Consider the following 20,025-nt stretch of genomic DNA (forward strand, 5'->3'; position numbering starts at 1 on the left):
CCGCCGAACCCTTGAGGCGGTGTACAGGTCGCGACTCACGTCGCTCCTACCCAAAACAAAAAAGCCCACGGCGCCGTGTGGCGTCGTGGGCCGACGAAAATCTTGCTTGCGATGGCCGGAAGGGCATCGCGGCAGGCGGGGCCCGCAGCCGCTCAGCCGCGCAGCGGCGACTGCTGCTGCAGGAACTGCTTCGGGTTGACCGCGGCGCCGTTCTTCCACACCTCGAAGTGCACGTGGGCGCCGGTCGAACGACCGGTCGAGCCGGCCTTGGCGATCTCCTGCCCGGCCCGGACCAGCGAGCCGACCTTGCGCTCCAGCCGGGAGTTGTGGGCGTAGCGGGTCACGTAGCCGTTGCCGTGGTCGATCTCGATGGTGTTGCCGTAGCCCGAACGGCGGCCGGAGAAGCTGACCACGCCGTCGGCCACCGCCATCACCGGGTCGCCGACGTCGGCTTCGAAGTCGATGCCCTTGTGGAAGGCGCGACCACCACGGATCGGGTCGGCGCGACCACCGTAGTTGGAGGTGATGTAGCTGTCGATCGGCTCGCGCGAGGGCACCGCGTTCATGTCCAGCTGGCGGTTGAACAGCAGCGACTCGAGCACCGACAACTGCTCGCCGGAGGCCTCGAACTGGGCGTCGAGCTGGGCCAGGCCGCTGTCGAGCTCGGCCTTGGGCATGTCCTCGACCTCGCCGGTGCCGCCGACGCCGACCGGCTTGTTGAAGTCGAACTCGCCGTCCTGCAGCTGGCCGATCCGGGTCAGGCGCTCGCCGAGGGCGTTGAGGCGGTTGGCCTCGGCCTGCAGCTCGCCGAGGCGCGCGGCGAGGGCGTTGATCTCGCGCTGGGCATCGGCGCGGGTGGCCTCGATCTGGGCCTGCTGTTGCTCGACCTGCGCACGCAGGCTGAGGTTGCCGGCGATGCCGCCGCCGATGCCGACCGCCAGGCCGGTACCCAGCAGCAAGGCGCTGGCCACGCCCGGGCGCCGCGCGCCATGATGGGCGAGGAAGTTTGCGAAGCGGCTGGCCTGGGTCGCCAGCGCTTCACGCGATTTGTCCAACATGTTGGTGTAGGTCATATGTCCGATGTCTGATTCCAGGTCCAACCCACCGCGTCGTCCCTCGACCCCCACCGCCGCGCTCGATGCGCTGCTGGCGGAGTCCGCTGGCGACCCGATCCGTCGTGCCATGTGGCTTGACGAGTTGGACCGTCGGTTACGCCCCCTCCTGCCGCCCCCGCTCGCCGCGCATGCGCGGCTGGCGAACTACGAGCGCGGCAGGCTCGTATTTGTGGTCGATGCCCCGGTATGGCGGGCCAGGCTTCGCCTGCTCGCCCCGGAACTGCTCGACGCCGCCCGATCCATCGGGTTGGCTCCGGCCGAGTTCGTCGTCAAGACGAGCCTCGTTCCGAACACGCCGCCCCTGCAGGCGCCCCGGAAAACCGTGACCATGTCGCCGGCCGCAAAAGAAGCCCTGCAGGCCGCCTTGGCCTCACTCAAACCCGGCAAGCCGTCGGGGCCGGATGAGGCCGGATGAGTCGTCGGGTTCGGCCGGTCTGCGGCGCGATGCACGTTTGTCGTGAAGACCCAATGACCATCGACGGGGCATCCTAGAACGCGCGATGGCTCTGCTTGTTAAGAAACAAGAAGAGTTTAGTTAAAGAATAGTTAAGATGTCACGGGGTGTTCACATCCGTGATGGAGCGCACCGGGAAACAGCGACCGGGGGTTCAGTCCCCGATTTCAGCAGCCGGTTCTGTTGTAGGAGCGACGTGAGTCGCGACCCGCCGAACCCTCGAGGCGATGTACAGGTCGCGACTCACGTCGCTCCTACCCGACTTCAGATCGCCGCGGGGCGGCTGTAGGCCATCGGTACGGCGCCGTTCTCGTCGGTGAAACTGACGATGTCCCAAGCCGACTGTTCGGCCAGCAACGCGCGCACCAGCTTGTTGTTGAGGGCGTGGCCGGACTTGTGGCCCTCGTAGGCGCCGATGATGGCGTGGCCGGCGAGGTAGAGATCGCCGACCGCATCGAGGATCTTGTGGCGGACGAACTCGTCGGCGTAGCGCAGGCCGTCCTCGTTCAATACGCGGAACTCGTCGAGCACGATCGCGTTGTCCATCGAGCCGCCGAGGCCGAGGTTGCGCTCGCGCATGTATTCCAGGTCGTGCATGAAGCCGAACGTGCGGGCGCGGCTGACTTCCTTGATGTAGTTGGCGGTCGAGAACTCGACCTCGGCGCGCGACTGGGTCTCGGGGATCGCCGGATGGTCGAACACCACGGTGAAGCCGAGGCGGAAGCCATCGTAGGGCTCAAACCGGGCGAGCTTGTCGCCGTCGCGGACCTCGACCGGGTGCTTGATGCGGATGAAGCGCTTGGGCGCCTCCTGCTCGGCGACGCCGGCCGACTGCAGCAGGAACACGAACGGCCCGGCCGAGCCGTCCATGATCGGCACTTCCGGCGCGGACAGGTCGATATAGCAGTTGTCGATACCCAGCCCGGCCAGTGCCGACAGCAGGTGCTCGACGGTCATGACCTTGCCGGCACCCTGGCTGAGGCCGGTGCACAGCACGGTCTCGGTGACCAGCTCGGCGCGCGCGGGAATCTCGACCACGGGATCGAGGTCGACCCGGCGGAACAGGATGCCGGCATCGACCGGGGCCGGACGCAGGGTGAGGAAGACCTTCTCGCCACTGTGCAGGCCCACGCCGGTGGCGCGGATCACGTTCTTGAGGGTGCGCTGGCGCAGCATCGGCTGGGGACGGGCCTTTGTTTTCGGGCGGGAAGATTAACACCCCGGGTGCTGAATCCGGGTGGAAGGATCTGTGAGGGGTGGCGCTAAACCGACCGGTCGGCCACCGCGCGGGCGGCCGACCGGTCCAAATGCCCCGGGCATGGGGGCCCCGGGACCAAACTTGCGGACATGGTTACTGCATGGTTACCGCATATCGGAACCGCCGCCTCAGTCGGCCTGGCGGCGCAGGAACGCCGGGATGTCGAGGTAGCTGCTGTCGCTGCCAAAATCGGCCGCCGCCGACGCCGGTGCCGTAGCCGGGGCCTCGGAGCGCCCGGCACTGCCGCGCAGGCTGCCGCCGAAACTGGGCATCGGTGCGGCGACCGCGTCGTCCATCGGGAACATCGGCTGGCCGGTGGTGCCGTCGCGGACCAGTTGGATCGGCGCGCGGTTCTCGTTCGGCCGACCCTGGCGGGCGACGGCGCGGTTGAGGCCGGTGGCGACCACGGTGACCTTGACCTCGTCCTGCATGTCCGGGTCGAGCACGGTGCCGATGACCACGGTCGCGTCCTCCGAGGCGAAGGCCTCGATGGTGCGGCCAACCTCGTCGAACTCCGCCATGGTGAAGTCCGGGCCGGCGGTGATGTTGACCAGGATGCCGTTGGCGCCCTGCAGGTTGACGTCGTCGAGCAGCGGGTTCTGCACCGCCGCCTCGGCCGCGGCCTGGGCGCGGTCGTCGCCGCGGGCGGAGCCGCTGCCCATCATCGCCAGCCCCATCTCGGACATCACGGTGCGGACGTCGGCGAAGTCGACGTTGATCAGGCCCGGTCGCACGATCAGGTCGGCGATGCCCTGCACGGCGCCGAGCAGCACGTCGTTGGCGGCGCGGAAGGCCTGGATCATGGTGGCGTTGCGACCAAGCACGGTGATCAGCTTCTCGTTGGGGATGGTGATCAGCGAGTCGCAGTGGTGGCTCAGCTCCTCGATGCCCTTGAGCGCGACCTGCATGCGCCGGCGCCCTTCGAACGGGAACGGCTTGGTGACCACGGCGACGGTCAGGATGCCCATCTCCTTCGCCAGCTGCGCGACCACCGGCGCCGCGCCGGTACCGGTGCCGCCGCCCATGCCGGCAGTGATGAACACCATGTCGGCGCCCTGCATCGCGTCCATCAGGCGCTCACGGTCCTCCAGCGCGGCCTGACGGCCGACTTCCGGGTTCGCGCCTGCGCCTAGGCCCTTGGTGACATTGCTGCCGAGCTGCAGCTGCAGCTTGGCGCCGCAGTTCTTGATCGCCTGCGAGTCGGTGTTGGCGGTGATGAATTCCACCCCGTCGACGTTGCCGCTGACCATGTGGGCGACCGCGTTGCCGCCGCCGCCGCCGACGCCGATCACCTTGATGATCGCGTTGGGTGCCATGTTTTCTACCAGTTCGAAGTGCGCCATGTCCGTGTCCTCGTATGTCTAGTTATGTGGTGCTGCCGTGCTTCGCGTTGCTGCCGTCTACTGCCGCCCCTGCTCCTGGCCGCCGCGCCCTCGCGCCGGCCTTTGTCTTGTTCAGAAATGTCCGCGGTACCAGTTCTTGAGCTGGTTGAGGAAACTGCCCGCGCGGCCGGTGTTGATCGTCGGGCGCCGCGGGTTCTCGATCTGGCTGCCCATCAGCAGCAGGCCGACGCCGGTGGCGTGGACCGGATTGCCGACCACCTCGCCCAGGCCGGTCACGTGCTGCGGGATGCCGACGCGGACCGGCATCTGCAGCATTTCCTCGGCCAGTTCGACCACGCCTTCCATCTTCGAGGCGCCGCCAGTCAGGACCATGCCGGCGCGCACGTGCTGCTCGAACCCGCTGCGACGCAACTCGGCCTGGATCATTTCGAAGATCTCCTCGTAGCGCGCCTGCACCGCCTGCGCCAGCGAGTGGCGCGGCATCCGGCGCGGCGGGCGGTCGCCGACAGACGGCACCTGGATCGACTCCTCGGCGGTCGCCATCTGCGCCAGCGCGCAGGCGTAGCGGACCTTGATCTGCTCGGCCTCCGGGGTCGGCGTGCGCAGCATGTGGGCGATGTCCTCGGTGACCTTGTCGCCGGCGATGCCGAGGCTGGCCGAGTGCGCGATCGCGCCCTGCACGAACACCGCGATGTCGGTGGTGCCGGCGCCGATGTCGACCAGCACCACGCCGAGCTCGCGCTCGTCGCTGGTCAGCACCGCGTTGGCCGACGCCAGCACCCCGAGGATCAGGTCGTCGACCTGCAGTCCGCAGCGCTGCACGCACTTGCTGACGTTGGCCGCCGCCGACTGCGCGCAGACCACCAAGTGGGCGTGGACCTCCAGACGCACACCGGTCATGCCGACCGGGTTGCGGATGCCCTCCTGCGAGTCGTCGAGCACGTAGTCGCGCGGGATCGCGTGCAGGATCTTCTGGTCGGCCGGGATCGCGACCGCCTTGGCCGCCTCCAGCACGCGGTCGAGGTCGTTGAAGCTGACCTCGCCGTCGCGGATCGGCGCGATGCCCTGCGAGTTGCGGCATTGCACGTGGCTGCCGGAGATCGAGGCGTAGACCGAGCGGATCTCGCAGCCGGCCATCAGTTCGGCCTCCTCGATCGCGCGCTGGATCGACTGCACGGTCGACTCGATGTCGACCACCACGCCGCGACGCAGGCCGCGCGATTCATGCGAGCCGATGCCGATCACCTCGATCGGATTGCCGGGTGAGTACTCGCCGACCAGCGCGACCACCTTGGAGGTGCCGATGTCGAGCCCGACGATCAGCGATTTGTCGCCTTTGCGATTCATGACTTTCCCTGCTTGTCCGCCGCGCCGGCACCCGTGATCGGGGTCCAGCTCAGCGCGAAACCATTGGTGTAACGAAGGTCGGCGCGCACCAGCCGCTGCACCTGCTGGGCCAGCAACTGCGGCATCAGCCGCACGAACCGGCCGAGCCGTGCGCGCGCCTCGCTGCGGCCGACCAAGACCTGCGCGCCGTTGCCCAGGCCGAGCGTCCAGCTGCCGCGTGGATCGAGCTCAACCGCCTCGACCCGGATGCCGAGCGGGCCGAACAGCACCTGCGCCTCGTTGTAGAGCGCGACGACGTCTTCGACCCGGCTTTCCGGGCCGTGCAGCCGCGGCAGGCCTGCTGGAACTTCGATGCCGGTCGCCGGGAAGATGCGGCCGTGCTCCGACAGCACCTGCGCCTCGCCCCAGCGCGCGAATGGCACGTGCTCGACCACGCTGACCTCGAGCACGTCGGGCCAGCGCTTGCGCACTTCGGCATGCTCGACCCACGGCAGCTTCGCCACTGCGGCCTGCGCCTCGTCGAGCCGCACCGCGAAGAAACCCTGACGCGCGTACGGCATCAGGGTCTTGCGCAGCTGCGCGTCGTCGACCCGGTCGAACTGGCCGGTCGCGCGCAGCCTGGTCAGCGGCCAGTGCTCGGCGCCGACCCAGCCGTTGAGCACGGCCACCAGCGGCAGCGCTACCAGCGCCACCGCGAGGGTCCAGCCGAACAGGCGCAGCAAGGCGTTCACAGCCTTGCCCCCAAGTGGTTGCACGTAGGAGCGACGTAAGTCGCGACCTGTACATCACCTCCAACGTGCGGCGGGTCGCGACTCACGTCGCTCCTACAACAAGGCTGCGACGCAACCCGTACTTGGAGCATGTCTGCGCGCGCCGCGTGGATGAGGGCGCTCACAAGGACGTCTCCAGCACGCGCCAGCACAACTCCTCGAAATCGGCGCCGACCTCGCGCGCCGCCTTCGGCACCAGCGAGTGGCTGGTCATGCCCGGCGCGGTGTTGACCTCCAGCAGGAAGAACGCGCCGCTGGCGCGGTCGCGCATCACGTCGACCCGGCCCCAGCCGTTGCAGCCGGCGGCCTCGAACGCGGCCAGCGCGATCGCGCGAATCTCGTCCTCGGCGGCGCCGTCGAGTCCCGGGCACAGGTACTGGGTGTCCTCGGCGACGTACTTGGCGTTGTAGTCGTACCACTCGCCCTTGGGCACGATGCGGATCGACGGCAGCGCGACGTGGCCGCCGCCGTCGGCGAGGATGCCGACGGTCAGTTCGTCGCCGACCACCATCTGCTCCATCAACAGTTCACCGGGGTAGCGCGCTGCCAGCGACACCGCGTCGTCGAGTCCGGCGTCGTCGAACACCCGCGAGATGCCGACGCTGGAACCCTCGCACGACGGCTTGATGATCAGCGGCATGCCGACCTTGCGCGCGGCGTCATGCACGTCGTCGCCCTTGCCCAGCCGCAGGTAGCCCGGTGTCGGCAGGCCGACGCTGAGCCACACCTGCTTGGTCCGGATCTTGTCCATGCTCAGCGCCGAACCGAGCACGCCGGAACCGGTGTACGGCACCTTCAGCGCATCGAGCAGGCCCTGCAACACGCCGTCCTCGCCACCGCCCTTGTTGCCGTGGAGGATGTTGAAGACGCGGTCGACCTTGCCGGCACGAATCGCATCGACCAGCGCCGGAATGCCGTCGACCGCGAACGCGTCGACCCCGCGCGACTGCAGCGCTTCCAGCACGTTGCGGCCGGAGTCGAGCGAGACCTCGCGCTCGGAACTGGTGCCGCCCATCAGCACCGCGACGCGGCCGAACGCGGTCGGGTCGGTGGTGCGCGGCAGCGACAGCGCGGCGTTCATGCGGCATCTCCGTTCGGTGCGACGAAGCCGTGCATCGCCACGTGCTGGGCGGCCTGGCCGATATCGCCGGCGCCCATCATCAGCAGCAGGTCGCCGTCCTCGAGCACGTCGCCGAGCACCGCCGGCAACTCGCCGACCGCGCCGACCACGACCGGGTCGATCCGACCGCGCGCTCGGATCGCGCGGGCCAGCGACCTGGCGTCGGCGCCGGTCACCGGAGTCTCGCCGGCGGCATAGACCTCGGTCAGCACCAGCGCGTCGACGCTCGACAGCACCGCGGCGAAATCGTCGAACAGGTCGCGGGTGCGGCTGTAGCGATGCGGCTGGAATGCGACCACCAGGCGCTTGTCCGGCCAGCCGCCGCGGGCGGCGCTGAACACCGCTTCCAGTTCCTTCGGGTGATGGCCGTAATCGTCGACCACGGTGACCGTGCCACCCTTTGCCAGCGGCGTCTGCGACAGCAGGTTGAAGCGACGGCCGATGCCGGCGAAACCTTCCAGCGCGCGTGCGATCGCGGTCGCCTCAACCCCGAGCTGCCATGCCACCGCCGCGGCGGCCAGCGCGTTCTGGACGTTGTGCCGGCCCGGCAGCGCCAGCGTCACCGGGCAGCGCACGCCGTCGGGCAGGCTCAGGGTGAAGTGCATGCGCGCGCCCTGCTGGCTGACGTCCTCGGCGCGCACGTCGGCGTCCTCGCTGAAGCCGTAGGTCATTACGTGGCGCGGGGTGCGCTCGGCCAGCGCAGCGACTTCGGGGTCGTCGATGCACAGCACCGCCAGCCCGTAGAACGGCAGCCGGTGCATGAACTCGTCGAACGCGGCCTGGACTTGGGCGAAGTCGCCGCCGTAGTTCTCGAGGTGGTCGGCGTCGATGTTGGTGACGATCGCGATCTGCGGATTCAGCCGCAGGAAGCTGCCGTCGCTCTCGTCGGCCTCGGCGACCAGCCAGTCGCCACCGCCGAGCCGGGCGTTGGCACCCGCGGCGAGCAGTTGCCCGCCGATCACGAAGGTCGGGTCGATGCCGCCCTCGGCCAGCACGCTGGCGGTCAGCGAGGTGGTGGTGGTCTTGCCGTGGGTGCCGGCGACGGCGATGCCGCGCTTGAAGCGCATCAGCTCGGCCAGCATCTCCGCGCGCGGGACTACTGGAATGCCTTGCGCGCGCGCCTCCAGCAATTCCGGGTTGTCGGCCTTGATCGCGCTGGACACCACCACGCAGTCGGTGCCAAGGACATTCGCCGCGGCGTGGTCGCGCTGCACCGCGATGCCGAGCTTGGCCAAGCGACGGGTTACCGCATTGTCGGCCTTGTCCGACCCCGACACCTGGTAGCCGAGCGTGCACATCACCTCGGCGATGCCACTCATGCCGGTGCCGCCGACGCCGACGAAGTGGACGCGTGGAAAGGCCTTGGCGAGATCGCCGCTGTGCTGCAGCCGACGGCGCACGGTACTGCTCATGCAGCGGGCTCCTGGTTTGAGGGGGTGTTGGACGAGGTGTTGGACGCGGTATCGATCACGATCGCGGCCACCCGCGCGGCCGCATCGGGGCGGGCCAGCGCACGCGCGGCCTGCGCCATCGGCATCAGGTCGATGCGTTGGGACAGGATCTCGAGGGTCGCCGACAGTCGCTGGGCGAGGTCGCCGCGCGGGTCACCGCCTTGCGGCAGCACATGCGCGGCACCGCGATCGACCAGGAACTGCGCGTTCTTGGTCTGGTGGTCGTCGACCGCCTGCGGGAACGGCACCAGCACGCTGCCGACGCCGACCGCGCACAACTCGGCCAGGGTCAATGCGCCGGCCCGGCATACCACCACGTCGGCCCAGCCGTAGGCCGCGGCCATGTCGGCGATGAACGGCTCGATGCTGGCTTCGACGCCGGCCTCGACATACGCGGCGAGGGCGTCGTCGGCCTGCTTGTCGCCGCACTGGTGGCGCACCTCGAAGCCGTCGATCCGGCCGCGCAGGCCGGCCAATGCCCGCGGCACCGCCTGGTTCAGCGCGCGGGCGCCCTGGCTGCCACCGAGCACGAGGATCCGCAGCGCGCCGCTGCGCCCGGCGAAACGCACTTCGGGTGGCGCGACCGCGGCGATCTCGGTGCGCACCGGGTTGCCGACCACCTGCTCGTTGGCGAACGTGCCGGGGAAACCGCTCAGCACGGCACCGGCGAACTTCGCCAGCACCCGGTTGGTCATGCCGGCGGCGCGGTTCTGCTCGTGCACGACCAGCGGAATGCCGGCGAGCCGGGCCGCCAGTCCGCCCGGTCCGGCGGCGTAGCCTCCGAAGCTGACCACGGCGCGTGGACGCCGCGTACGCAGCACGGTCGCCGCCGCACGCACCGCGCCGACGACCTTCAACGGCGCGCCGAGCAGTGTCGCCACGCCCTTGCCTCGCAGGCCGCGCACCGCGATCGTGTCGATCTCGATGCCATGTTGCGGCACCAGCCGGGTTTCCATGCCACCCTCGGCGCCGAGCCAGGTCACCGGCACGCCGCGTTCAATCAACGCGCGTGCGACCGCGAGGCCGGGGAAGATATGACCGCCGGTGCCACCAGCGAGAATCATCACCGGACGCGAATCGTGCTGTTGGGTCGGGACGCTCATCCGAGCCTCCCGAGGATCGGCTCGACCCGCTGGCGCAGGCGACTGGTGCCACGCACGGCACTGGGCGACGTGGCCGGTGCGGGCGCGGATCGGCCGTGACCGGCGCGCGACGTCGCGGGCGTCGCCGCCGGGGACGCATCGATCGGAACGCCCGAATCGCCGCGCAGCCGCGCGACCTGGCGCCGCGCGCGGTCGAGTTCGTACGACACCCGCAGCAGCAGACCCATCGCCGCGCAGGTCATCAACACGCTGGAGCCACCCGACGAGATCAGCGGCAATGTCAGGCCCTTGGTCGGCAGCAGCCCGAGGTTGACCCCGATCGAGACGAAGCTCTGCAGGCCGATCCACAAGGCGATGCCGAACGCGCAGTAGCCGGAAAAATGACGGCGCATCTCGACACACTTCAAACCCAGCCAGAGCGCGCGTCCGACCAGCAGCGCATACAACCCGATCACCGCGCACACGCCGACGAAGCCGAGCTCCTCGGCGATCACCGCGAGGATGAAGTCGGTGTGCGCTTCCGGCAGGTACGACAGCTTCTGCACCGAGCCGCCGAGACCTACCCCGAACCACTCGCCGCGACCGACCGCCATCAGCGCGTTGGTCAGCTGGTAGCCGGAGTTGAACGGATCGGCCCACGGATCAAGGAACGAGGTCAGCCGGCGCACGCGATACGGCTCGGCGATCGCCACCACCGCCAGCAACGGCAGCAGCACCAGCACCGGCCCGAACATCCGCGGCATGTTGACCCCGCCAAGCACGAGCATGCCGCCGGTGATCGCCAGGATCAGCGCGAGCGAGCCGAAATCCGGCTGCAGGATCAGCAGCACCACCATCAGCAGCGCGACCCCGAGCGGCTTCAGCATCGCCGACCAGGTCGCGGTGACTTCCTCGCTGTAGCGCTTGAGATAGCTCGCCAGCCAGATGATGTAGAGCAGCTTGACCGCCTCGACCGCCTGGAAGCTCGACACCCCCAGGTTGATCCAGCGCCGCGCGCCGTTGACCTCGTCGCCGAGGCCGGGAATGAACACCGCGATCAACAGCGCGAAGCAGCCCAGCAGCAGCCAGTGGTTGTGCGACTCGATGGTCTTGAGCTCGGTGCGCATCAACCACACTGCGAGCCCCGCGCCGATGCCGAGGAACGCGACATGGCGGATCAGGTAATGGAACGGACCGACGCCGTAGTCGAGCGCGATCGCAATCGAGCTGGAGCCGACCATCACCACGCCCAGGCACGCCAACGCGCACACGGCGCCGAGCAACCAGCGGTCGTAATGACCGCTGATCGCGTCGAGACGTGTCGCCTGGCGCGCGGTTTCGGTCATCAGCGCACCTTCAACGTCGCCAGGCCAACCAGCACCAGCACCACCGAGATGATCCAGAAGCGCACGATCACGCGCGGCTCCGGCCAGCCCTTGAGCTCGAAGTGGTGGTGGATCGGCGCCATCTTGAACACGCGCTTGCCGGTGAGCTTGAACGACGCCACCTGGATCATCACCGACAGTGTCTCGATCACGAAGATGCCGCCCATGATCACCAGCACCAGTTCCTGGCGGACGATGACCGCGATGGTGCCGAGCACCGCACCCAGCGCGAGCGCGCCGATGTCGCCCATGAACACCATCGCCGGGTAGGTGTTGAACCACAGGAAGCCGAGCCCGGCGCCGGCGATCGCCGCGCAGATGATCACCAGTTCACCGGCCCCGGGCACCGGCGGGATCTGCAGGTATTCGGAGAACTCGGCGTGGCCGGACGCGTAGGCGAAGACGCCTAAAGCGCAGGCGACAAGCACCGTCGGCATGATCGCCAGGCCGTCGAGGCCGTCGGTCAGGTTGACCGCGTTTGAGAAGCCGACGATCCAGAAGTAGGCGATCACGATGAGGCCGGCGCCCAGCGGCAGCGCCAGCGCCTTGAACAGCGGCACGTAGAAGGTGGTCGCGGACGGCGCGTCGGCGGTGACGTAGAGGAACACGCCCGCGGCCAACCCGAACAGCGACTGGAGCAGGTACTTCCAGCGCGACTTCATACCGTTGGGATCGCGATGGACGATCTTGATCCAGTCGTCCCACCAGCCGATCGCACCGAACGCGACCATCACCGCCAGCACCAGCCACACGTATTTGTTGCGCAGGTCGCCCCACAGCAGCACCGAGGCCAGCACGGTGAACAGGATCAGGGCGCCGCCCATGGTCGGGGTGCCGGCCTTGGAGAAGTGGCTCTGCGGGCCGTCGCTGCGGATCGGCTGGCCGCCCTTGTACTGGGCCAGCTTGCGGATCACCGCCGGCCCCCACCACAGCGACAGCGCCAGTGCAGTCAGCGCGCTGAGGATGCCGCGAAAGGTCAGGTAGCCGAACAGCGCGAAGCTGCTCTGCAGTTGTTCGAGCCAGCGTGCCAGTTCAAGCAGCATCGGTATCCCCTTCGTTGTCGGACAGCAGCGCCGTCACGACCTTGTCCATCGCGCTGCCGCGCGAACCTTTCACCAGAATCCGGATGCCGGCACCCGATTCGCGGCTGCCCGTTTGATCCGCGCTCGATTCGCGGCTGCCCGCTCTTGTAGGAGGGGCTTCAGCCCCGATCTGAAGCCGGTTCTCGATCGGGGCTGAAGCCCCTCCTACACCAGCCAACTCGTTACGAAGCGCGTCGATCAGCGCGGCATGACTGCCGAACACCTGCCCGCCTTCGCCGAACGCGCGCGCCGCGGCGGCGCTGAGATCGCCCAGCGCGAACAGTCGCTTGATCCCCGCCGCCTTCGCCCGACGCCCGGCTTGCGCGTGCATCGCCTCGGCGTCGTCGCCGAGCTCGCGCATGTCGCCGAGCACCAGCCAGCCCTCGCCCGGCGCCTCGGCCAGCGCATCGATCGCCGCGGCGAGCGAACCGGGGTTGGCGTTGTAGCTGTCGTCGACCAGCACCGCACCGCCCCGCAGGGTATGCGCGACCAGCCGGCCGGCGACCGGGCGCGCTTCGTTCAGGCCCCGCGCGATCGCCTCCAGCGAGGCGCCGAGGCCGAGCGCCATCGACGCGGCGGCGAGCGCATTGCGCACGTTGTGCCGACCCGGCATCGCCAGCGCGATCGCGACCTCACCACCGGGCGCCACCAGTGTGAAACGCGAGCCATCGGCGGTGACGACGATATCGCGCGCGCCGACATCGCTGCTGGCCTCCAGCCCGAACCGGATCAGCCGCCGGCCGTGCGCGCGTTCACCGAAGTACGGCGCGAACGCGTCGTCGGCGTTGACCACCGCAACCCCGTCGGCCGGCAACGCGTCATAGATCGCCGCCTTGGTGTCGGCGATCCCGAGCAGGCTGCCCATCCGCTCCAGGTGCGCGGGGGCGATGTTGTTGACCAGCGCCACGTCGGGCCGTGCCACCGCGGTCAGGTAGGCGATGTCGCCGGGCTTGCCGGCGCCCATTTCGTAGATCGCGACGCGCGCGTCCTCCGGCGCGTCGAGCACCGCCAGCGGCAGGCCGATCTCGTTGTTGCGGTTGCCGGGGTTGGCGTACACCAACCCATCGCTGGCCTGAAGGATCGCCAGCAGCAGGGTCTTGACGCTGGTCTTGCCGTTGCTGCCGGTGATCGCGGCGACCCGGGTGTCGCGCCCGGCCTGCATCGCGGTGGCGAAGTCGGCCAGCGCGCGCTCGGTGTCGGCGACCAGCACCTGCGGGATCGCCACGTCGACCAATCGTGAGACCAGCGCCGCGGTCACCCCGCCGTCGGCCGCGGCGGCGACATGGTCATGGCCGTCGAAGTTCTCGCCCTTGAGCGCGACGAACAGCGCCGTGCCGGCCGCCGGCAACGCACGGGTGTCGGTCGCGACCGCATCGATGGTGGCGTCGTCGCCCTGCAGGCGACCGCCGGTCATGCGCGCGATTTCGGACAGCGACAGAGGCCTCATGCCCGCGCCTCCATCGCCGCGCGGGCGACCTGCGTATCGTCGAACGGATGCATCACGCCGTTGATGTCCTGGTACGGCTCGTGACCCTTGCCGGCGATCAGCACGACGTCGTCCGGCCCGGCTTCGCCGACCGCGCGGGCGATCGCCGCGGCGCGATCGCGCTGCACGGTCACCACGTCGGCGCCGATGAAGCCGGCCATGATCTCGGCGACGATCGCATCGCCGTCCTCGCGCCGCGGGTTGTCGTCGGTGACGATCACCACGTCGGCATGGGTCTGCGCGATCGAGGCCATCTGCGGCCGCTTGCCTCGGTCGCGCTCGCCGCCGCAGCCGAACACGCAGACCAGCCGCGCGCCGACGTGCGCGCGCAGCGACACCAGCGCCTGCTCCAGCGCGTCGGGCGTATGGGCGTAGTCGATCACCACCAGCGGCAGGCGGCCATCGCCACCGAGCCGGTTCATGCGGCCATGCACCGGCTGCAGTTGCGACAGCGCGTCGGCGATCTGCGCCGGGGTTTCATCCAGCGCGTACAGCGCGCCGGCAACCGCGAGCAGGTTGTCGACGTTGAAGCGGCCGAGCAGCGGCGATTGCACCGGATGGCGCTCATCGTCGATCACCAGGTCGAAACCGATCCCGACGTTGTCGAAGCGCAGCGCGTCGGCGCGCACATCGGCGCCGAGCTGGTCGCGCGAGCTCAGCCCGATCGCCCGCACGTCGGCCGGCAGCGCATCGCGCATCGCCCGGCCGTGGGCGTCATCGAGATTGATCGCCGCCGCCTTCAGTCCCGGCCACAGGAACAGCCGCGTCTTGGCGGCGCCGTAGCCAGCCATGTCGCCGTGGTAATCGAGGTGGTCGCGGCTGAGGTTGGTGAACACGGCGACGTCGAAATGCACGCCATCGACCCGGCCCTGGTCGAGCGCGTGCGAACTGACCTCCATCGCCAGCGCCTGCGCGCCGGCGTCGTGCAGTTCATCGATCAGGTCGTGCAACTGCAGCACCAGAGGAGTGGTGAAGCCGGTCGGTTTGACCTCGCCGTACAGGCCCGCGCCAAGCGTGCCGATGGTCGCGCCGCGCACGCCGCGCAGGTGCCAAGCCTGGCCGAGCAGTTGCACGGTCGAGGTCTTGCCGTTGGTGCCGGTGACCCCGACCACTGTCATCGAATCGCTGACCCGGCCGTGGAAGCGGTCGGCCAGCTCACCCAGGCGCGCGCGCAGGTTCGGCACCGCGATCGCGTCGTCGGGTGCGGGGATCTCGATCGATGCCGGCGGCTCGAACAGGATCGCGCTGGCACCGGCGGCGCGGGCCTGCTCGACGAACTTCAGGCCATGGGTGCCGAAGCCGCCGATCGCGACGAATGCATCGCCGCGCCTGATCGCGCGGCTGTCCAGCACCAGCCCGGTAATGACCAGACCGGGGTCGATGCCGGCGACGTCCGGCAACAGTTCGGCCAGGGCCATGCGCCGGTTCATCGCGCACCCCCGATCGTGACCGGGTCGGGCAGGCCGCTGTCGTCGATGGTTTCGACGTTCGCCACCGCCGGCAGCACCGGGGTGTCTTCGCCGGGCCGGCCGCCGTTGGCGCGGATCCGCTTGGCCTGGTCGGCGGCCTGCGCCGCCAGCCAGGTTTCGATGTCGTCCGGCGGCACGTCCATCAGCCGCAACGCGCCAGCCATGACGTTCCTGAACACCGGTGCGGCGACCGCGCCGCCGCCGTAACCGTGGCCGGCGCTGGCGTCGGGTTCGTTAACCACCACCACCATCGCGAAGCGCGGGTTCTCGACCGGCACCACCCCGGCGAACAGGGCGATGTACTCGTCGGAGTAGCCACCGCTCGGGCTGAACTTGCGCGCGGTGCCGGTCTTGCCGCCGACGTGATAGCCGAGGATCGCCGCGCCGGTGGCGGTGCCGCCGGTCTCGGTCACGGTCTGCATCATCCGCATGACCTGGCGGGCGGTGGTCGGGTCGAGCACCTGCTCGGCCGGATTGCGTTGGCCCTTGACGAAGGTCGGCGCGATCAGCCGGCCGCCGTTGGCGAGCGCGGCGTACGCCATCGCGATCTGCAGCGGCGTTGCCGACAGGCCATAACCGTAGGACATGCTGGCCTTGGTCGAGCCGCTCCACTGGTCGGGCGCGGCGAGCAGGCCCGACGCCTCGCCGGGGAAGCCGCTGCCGGGCTTGCTGCCGTAACCGAAGCTGCGCACGAAATCGTAGAAGTAGTCGTTCTTCAGCCGCGACGACAGCATCACCGCGCCGACGTTGGAGCTGTGGGTGATGACCCCGGTGGTGGTCTGCAGGCCGTAGTTGCGGAAGTCGTTGATCGTGTAGCCACCGACCACGATGTAGCCCGGCGACAGGTTGATCGGGGTATTCGGCTCGACGATGCCGGCGTTGAGCGCGGCCGCGATCGTGATCGGCTTCATCGTCGAACCCGGCTCGACCACATCGGTCACCGCGCGGTTGCGGCGTGCGTCCTGGCGCCCGCCCTCGAGGTCGTTCGGGTTGTAGCTCGGCAGGTTGGCCATCGCCAGCACCTCGCCGGTGTCGACGTCGAGCACCACTGCCGAGCCGCTGGACGCGGAATGTTCCTGCAACGCACGGCGCAATTCGCGGAACGCGAGGTACTGGATCCGGCGGTCGATGGTCAGGGTCAGGTCGTGGCCGGGCTGGGCCGGGCGGATCAGGTCGACGTTCTCGATGATCCGGCCCTGGCCGTCGCGGACGACCCTCTTGGAGCCCGGGGTCCCGCGCAGCCACTCGTCGAACGCCAGCTCCAGCCCTTCCTGGCCGCGGTCGTCGATGTTGGTGAAGCCCAGCACGTGGGCCAGCGCCTCGCCCTGCGGGTAGAAGCGGCGGAACTCGCGCTGCGAGAACACGCCGGGGATTTCGTGGGCCAGCACGCGCTGCGCCTGCGCCGGGCTGATCCGGCGCTTGAGGTACATGAACTCCTTGTCGGCGCGCTGGCTCAGGCGGCGGCCGAGGTCGTCGGCGTTGAGGCCGAGGATCTCGGCCAACTCGGGAATCTGCCCCGGGTGCTTGAGCAACTCCTGCGGGTTGGCCCAGATCGACTCGACCGGGGTCGACACCGCCAGCGGCTCGCCGTTGCGGTCGGTGATCATGCCGCGCGAGGTCGGGATCGGGATCTCGCGCAGCGCGCGGGCGTCGCCCTGCTCGACGTAGAAATCGTTGTTGAGCACCTGCACGTCGAACGCGCGGCCGACGAGCGCGACCGAGCACAGCGCCAGGGTGCCGCCGACCAGCGTCACGCGCTGGCGCGGGTTGTAGCGAACGCCGCGGCGCGGGCGGCTGTCGTCGCTGGCGAACAGCGCCGACAGCGCGCGCCACGACAGGCCCGAATCACCGCGGCCGCCGTCGCGACCGCCGCGATCATCGCGACGTGGCTTGCGCGGGCCGTCGCGCCAACTCATGGACGGATCACCACGATTTCGGCGCCTTCAGGAAACTTCATCCCGAGACGGTCGCGCGCGACCTGGTCGATGCGGTTGCTCTCGGCCCAGGTTGCCTGTTCCAGCTGCAACTGGCCGAACTGGATGTTCAGTTCGTCGCGTGCCTTCTCCAACTGGCTGACCTGCACGAACAACACCCGGTGGCGATGCCGCGCATGGACCACGCCGAGCGCGCTGACGACGACGGCCAGCACCAGCACGGTCAGCAGCAGTCGGGCGCTCATGCGGCCTCCCGCACGGCGAGCTTCTCGGCGACCCGCAGCACCGCGCTGCGCGCGCGCGGATTGCTCGCGGTCTCGTCGTCATCGGCCTTCTGCGCGCCGCCGATCGCCTGCAGCGCCGGGATGAACTCGACCTCGACCGGCAGCCGGCGATTGCTCGGCGGCGCCTTGGCGTGGCGGTTGATGAACTGCTTGACGATGCGGTCTTCCAGCGAGTGGAAGCTGATCACGGCCAGGCGTCCGCCGGGCTTGAGCCGCGCCATCGCCGCGTCGAGGCCGGCCTCGAGGTCGGCCAGTTCGCGGTTGATGAAAATCCGGATCGCCTGGAAGCTGCGAGTCGCGGGATGAATCTTGTCCTTGCCGCGCGGCATCACCGAGGCGATCAGTTCCGCCAGCTGCGCGGTGCGAACCAGCGGCTGCTCCTCGCGGCGGGCGACGATCGTGCGCGCGATCTTGCGCGACTGGCGCTCCTCGCCATAGGTCCACAGCACGTCGGCGATCTCGCGGTCGTCCGCGCTCGCCAGCCATTCGGCCGCGCTCTGGCCGTTGTCGGGATCCATCCGCATGTCGAGCGGACCGTCCTTGCCGAAACTGAAGCCGCGCTCGGCGACATCGAGCTGTGGCGACGACACCCCGAGGTCGAACAGCACGCCGTCGAGGCCGGCGGCGGCCGCGTCCCAATTACCGAGGTCGGCGAAGCTGCCGCGGAAGATCGACACGCGCGGATCCGTCCCGAACTCGCGTTCGGCCACGGCAATCGCGTCGGGATCCTTGTCCATCAGCAGCAGCCGGCCTCCGGGGCCGAGTTGTTCGAGCACGCCACGCGCATGGCCACCGCGCCCGAACGTACCGTCCAGGTAGGTGCCACTCCCGCCCACCCGCAGGCCATCGAGGACCTGCCGATACATCACGGGGAGGTGGCCGGAGGTCGCGTTGCGCTCCATGCCACCGCCCGTCATAGCTGCAGGTCGAGCAGTTCGTCGCTCAGGTCGTCATCGGAGACCGTCTGACGGATCTGCGCGTGATGCGCCTGCTCGCTCCACAATTCGAACTTGTCGCCCATGCCCAGCAGCACGGCCTTCTTCTCGATCCCGACCGCGGCGCGGTGGCTGGCCGGGACGGTGATGCGGCCGTTGCCGTCGAGCTCCACGAAGGTGGCCGCACCGACCAGCTTGAGTTGCAGGTTGCGATTGACCTTCTTGGCCCGGGGCAGCTTGTTGACCTGGTCGCGCACGCGTTCCCAGATCGCCAGCGGGTAGATGTAGAGGGAACCGGATTCGAACGGGTTGTAGGTGATCACCAGATGGTTGCCGCACTCACGCGCGACAACATCGCGGTGGGCGGTGGGCACCGCCAGCCGGCCCTTGTCGTCTATCGTGATGGCGGTCTCGCCCTGGAACATTGCGCACCTGGTTGTTGGCCCGTCTCTGCGGACGGTTTGCCTGTCGGACATCGGGCTAGGAAAGTCCGATGTAGCCACTGAAAACCACAAAAAACCCGGTTTTCCCTCTGGGGCCCACCTTAGGCAGGCCAAAATGGCTTGTCAACAACTTTGCGGGCGCAATTTCATTAACGGGATCAATAAGTTGCAGCGAACTTCAGAGTCTTATTCAAGACTTATCCACTAACCCTTGTTTAGTCTCATATTTTGAGACTGGAGGGCGTTAGGACAGATGTGAAATTCGGTTCAGGAACCCGTCCCCACTGACTCCCGCGACATGACGCAGCGCAGCAATCGGCGCTCAATCGCTGGCGGTGGTCTTTGTAGGAGCGGCTTTAGCCGCGATCGGGAGTCGGCGCGGACGACCAACCTTCAGATCGCGGCTAAAGCCGCTCCTACAGAGGCGTGAAGAGGTCGCGCGCAATGTGCGGCGACCCGGAAGCGCAGCATGGTAGGTTTCGCGCGCAGCACAGCATGCTCAATTTCGCGCAGAGCGCGTGTGGCGCCCGCCCCTGTCCACAGCGCGCAACACGCGCTGTGGACAGGGGCGGAGCCGGCCGTAAGCCGGGTTCTGTCGTGGGCAGTCATTCCTCTAGGCGCATCGTCACCGATACGCTCAAGCAACCTACCCGGACCCGACGCGGGCCGCGCCATTAGGTCCCTATTTGGTCTTGCTCCCGGTGGGGTTTGCCGTGCCGGTCTGTTGCCAGACTCGCGGTGCGCTCTTACCGCACCGTTTCACCCTTGCCACGCACCCAGCATCCTTTCGAACACCAGGCCGTTCGGCGGTCTGCTCTCTGTTGCACTTTCCGTCGGCTCGCGCCGCCCAGGCGTTACCTGGCACCGTGCCCTGTGGAGCCCGGACTTTCCTCGGCACCGTCACGGGTAAACCCGATCCGGTGACGCGACTGCCTGGCCGACTCCGCCGCGTGCAGTTTAGCGGGTGATGCAGGTTGCAGGTGGGTTGTGATGCCTTTATCCGGAGGGTTCGTTCAGAGCAAGGGCGATCTTCGGGTGCGTTCGTTACGCAGGAGGCGGCCGGCGGG

Annotated in this window: 17 protein-coding genes and 1 other RNA gene; 1 reads left to right on the forward strand and 17 read right to left on the reverse strand. The window is 68.8% G+C overall.

Annotated elements, in window-relative coordinates; all coding sequences use genetic code 11:
• Nucleotides 1–152: 152 nt before the first annotated feature.
• Entirely contained in the window at nt 153–1,073 is a 921-nt protein-coding gene (locus SNE34_RS08590) for a peptidoglycan DD-metalloendopeptidase family protein (RefSeq protein ID WP_332616572.1), read from the reverse strand.
• 7 nt (nt 1,074–1,080) lie between these two features.
• On the opposite strand from SNE34_RS08590, the gene SNE34_RS08595 reads away from it, so the two are divergent.
• Nucleotides 1,081–1,530, forward strand: coding sequence for a DciA family protein (locus SNE34_RS08595; protein ID WP_425604488.1), 450 nt, complete (start codon nt 1,081–1,083; stop codon nt 1,528–1,530).
• Between the two features lie 303 nt (nt 1,531–1,833).
• Here the strand turns inward: SNE34_RS08595 and lpxC are convergent, their stop codons facing one another.
• The 16 genes from lpxC to rnpB all read right to left on the reverse strand — a co-directional run bounded on the left by lpxC (nt 1,834) and on the right by rnpB (nt 19,903).
• Nucleotides 1,834–2,745, reverse strand: a complete 912-nt coding sequence (gene lpxC / locus SNE34_RS08600; RefSeq protein WP_332616573.1) for a UDP-3-O-acyl-N-acetylglucosamine deacetylase — start codon at nt 2,743–2,745, stop codon at nt 1,834–1,836.
• Nucleotides 2,746–2,955: 210 nt separating this feature from the next.
• Entirely contained in the window at nt 2,956–4,170 is a 1,215-nt protein-coding gene (ftsZ, locus tag SNE34_RS08605; RefSeq protein WP_332616574.1) for a cell division protein FtsZ, read from the reverse strand.
• Between the two features lie 111 nt (nt 4,171–4,281).
• Nucleotides 4,282–5,517 carry a cell division protein FtsA gene (gene ftsA, locus SNE34_RS08610; RefSeq protein WP_332616575.1) on the reverse strand — a complete coding sequence of 412 codons (1,236 nt, stop codon included), beginning with the start codon at nt 5,515–5,517 and terminating at the stop codon, nt 4,282–4,284.
• Nucleotides 5,514–6,248: a cell division protein FtsQ/DivIB gene (locus SNE34_RS08615; protein ID WP_332616576.1), complete on the reverse strand. Its 735-nt coding sequence runs from the start codon at nt 6,246–6,248 to the stop codon at nt 5,514–5,516. The genes ftsA and SNE34_RS08615 overlap by 4 nt, the downstream gene beginning before the upstream one ends.
• Before the next feature lie 160 nt (nt 6,249–6,408).
• Nucleotides 6,409–7,368, reverse strand: a complete 960-nt coding sequence (locus SNE34_RS08620) for a D-alanine--D-alanine ligase (RefSeq protein WP_332616577.1) — start codon at nt 7,366–7,368, stop codon at nt 6,409–6,411.
• Nucleotides 7,365–8,807 carry a UDP-N-acetylmuramate--L-alanine ligase gene (gene murC / locus SNE34_RS08625; RefSeq protein ID WP_332616839.1) on the reverse strand — a complete coding sequence of 481 codons (1,443 nt, stop codon included), beginning with the start codon at nt 8,805–8,807 and terminating at the stop codon, nt 7,365–7,367. The genes SNE34_RS08620 and murC overlap by 4 nt, the downstream gene beginning before the upstream one ends.
• 8 nt (nt 8,808–8,815) lie before the next feature.
• On the reverse strand, nt 8,816–9,961 hold the full coding sequence (gene murG / locus SNE34_RS08630) for an undecaprenyldiphospho-muramoylpentapeptide beta-N-acetylglucosaminyltransferase (protein ID WP_332616578.1): 1,146 nt from the start codon (nt 9,959–9,961) through the stop codon (nt 8,816–8,818).
• Nucleotides 9,958–11,286: a putative lipid II flippase FtsW gene (ftsW, locus tag SNE34_RS08635; RefSeq protein ID WP_332616579.1), complete on the reverse strand. Its 1,329-nt coding sequence runs from the start codon at nt 11,284–11,286 to the stop codon at nt 9,958–9,960. Before ftsW ends, murG begins: the two co-directional genes overlap by 4 nt.
• Complete coding sequence (gene mraY, locus SNE34_RS08640) at nt 11,286–12,368, reverse strand: phospho-N-acetylmuramoyl-pentapeptide-transferase (protein ID WP_332616580.1); 1,083 nt, start codon at nt 12,366–12,368, stop codon at nt 11,286–11,288. Before mraY ends, ftsW begins: the two co-directional genes overlap by 1 nt.
• On the reverse strand, nt 12,358–13,854 hold the full coding sequence (locus SNE34_RS08645; protein ID WP_332616581.1) for a UDP-N-acetylmuramoyl-tripeptide--D-alanyl-D-alanine ligase: 1,497 nt from the start codon (nt 13,852–13,854) through the stop codon (nt 12,358–12,360). Before SNE34_RS08645 ends, mraY begins: the two co-directional genes overlap by 11 nt.
• Nucleotides 13,851–15,323, reverse strand: a complete 1,473-nt coding sequence (locus tag SNE34_RS08650) for a UDP-N-acetylmuramoyl-L-alanyl-D-glutamate--2,6-diaminopimelate ligase (RefSeq protein ID WP_332616582.1) — start codon at nt 15,321–15,323, stop codon at nt 13,851–13,853. Before SNE34_RS08650 ends, SNE34_RS08645 begins: the two co-directional genes overlap by 4 nt.
• On the reverse strand, nt 15,320–17,278 hold the full coding sequence (locus SNE34_RS08655) for a peptidoglycan D,D-transpeptidase FtsI family protein (protein WP_332616583.1): 1,959 nt from the start codon (nt 17,276–17,278) through the stop codon (nt 15,320–15,322). Before SNE34_RS08655 ends, SNE34_RS08650 begins: the two co-directional genes overlap by 4 nt.
• Complete coding sequence (ftsL, locus tag SNE34_RS08660) at nt 17,275–17,541, reverse strand: cell division protein FtsL (protein WP_332616584.1); 267 nt, start codon at nt 17,539–17,541, stop codon at nt 17,275–17,277. The genes SNE34_RS08655 and ftsL overlap by 4 nt, the downstream gene beginning before the upstream one ends.
• Nucleotides 17,538–18,482: a 16S rRNA (cytosine(1402)-N(4))-methyltransferase RsmH gene (rsmH, locus tag SNE34_RS08665; RefSeq protein WP_332616585.1), complete on the reverse strand. Its 945-nt coding sequence runs from the start codon at nt 18,480–18,482 to the stop codon at nt 17,538–17,540. Before rsmH ends, ftsL begins: the two co-directional genes overlap by 4 nt.
• 11 nt (nt 18,483–18,493) lie before the next feature.
• On the reverse strand, nt 18,494–18,940 hold the full coding sequence (mraZ, locus tag SNE34_RS08670; RefSeq protein WP_332616586.1) for a division/cell wall cluster transcriptional repressor MraZ: 447 nt from the start codon (nt 18,938–18,940) through the stop codon (nt 18,494–18,496).
• A gap of 584 nt (nt 18,941–19,524) precedes the next feature.
• Nucleotides 19,525–19,903, reverse strand: an RNA gene (rnpB, locus tag SNE34_RS08675) — RNase P RNA component class A.
• Nucleotides 19,904–20,025 lie beyond the last annotated feature (122 nt).

The organism is Novilysobacter erysipheiresistens, assembly GCF_036663935.1.
Classification (GTDB): domain Bacteria; phylum Pseudomonadota; class Gammaproteobacteria; order Xanthomonadales; family Xanthomonadaceae; genus Novilysobacter; species Novilysobacter erysipheiresistens.

Excerpts from the sequence above, each read along its gene's own strand:
- SNE34_RS08645 (WP_332616581.1), bottom strand. The coding sequence starts at position 13,854 with ATGAGGCCTCTGTCGCTGTCCGAAATCGCGCGCATGACCGGCGGTCGC.
- ftsW (WP_332616579.1), bottom strand. The coding sequence starts at position 11,286 with ATGACCGAAACCGCGCGCCAGGCGACACGTCTCGACGCGATCAGCGGT.
- lpxC (WP_332616573.1), bottom strand. The coding sequence starts at position 2,745 with ATGCTGCGCCAGCGCACCCTCAAGAACGTGATCCGCGCCACCGGCGTG.
- murG (WP_332616578.1), bottom strand. The coding sequence starts at position 9,961 with ATGAGCGTCCCGACCCAACAGCACGATTCGCGTCCGGTGATGATTCTC.
- rsmH (WP_332616585.1), bottom strand. The coding sequence starts at position 18,482 with ATGGAGCGCAACGCGACCTCCGGCCACCTCCCCGTGATGTATCGGCAG.
- SNE34_RS08655 (WP_332616583.1), bottom strand. The coding sequence starts at position 17,278 with ATGAGTTGGCGCGACGGCCCGCGCAAGCCACGTCGCGATGATCGCGGC.
- mraY (WP_332616580.1), bottom strand. The coding sequence starts at position 12,368 with ATGCTGCTTGAACTGGCACGCTGGCTCGAACAACTGCAGAGCAGCTTC.
- SNE34_RS08650 (WP_332616582.1), bottom strand. The coding sequence starts at position 15,323 with ATGAACCGGCGCATGGCCCTGGCCGAACTGTTGCCGGACGTCGCCGGC.
- ftsA (WP_332616575.1), bottom strand. The coding sequence starts at position 5,517 with ATGAATCGCAAAGGCGACAAATCGCTGATCGTCGGGCTCGACATCGGC.
- SNE34_RS08620 (WP_332616577.1), bottom strand. The coding sequence starts at position 7,368 with ATGAACGCCGCGCTGTCGCTGCCGCGCACCACCGACCCGACCGCGTTC.
- ftsZ (WP_332616574.1), bottom strand. The coding sequence starts at position 4,170 with ATGGCGCACTTCGAACTGGTAGAAAACATGGCACCCAACGCGATCATC.
- SNE34_RS08595 (WP_425604488.1), top strand. The coding sequence starts at position 1,081 with ATGTCTGATTCCAGGTCCAACCCACCGCGTCGTCCCTCGACCCCCACC.
- SNE34_RS08590 (WP_332616572.1), bottom strand. The coding sequence starts at position 1,073 with ATGACCTACACCAACATGTTGGACAAATCGCGTGAAGCGCTGGCGACC.
- mraZ (WP_332616586.1), bottom strand. The coding sequence starts at position 18,940 with ATGTTCCAGGGCGAGACCGCCATCACGATAGACGACAAGGGCCGGCTG.
- ftsL (WP_332616584.1), bottom strand. The coding sequence starts at position 17,541 with ATGAGCGCCCGACTGCTGCTGACCGTGCTGGTGCTGGCCGTCGTCGTC.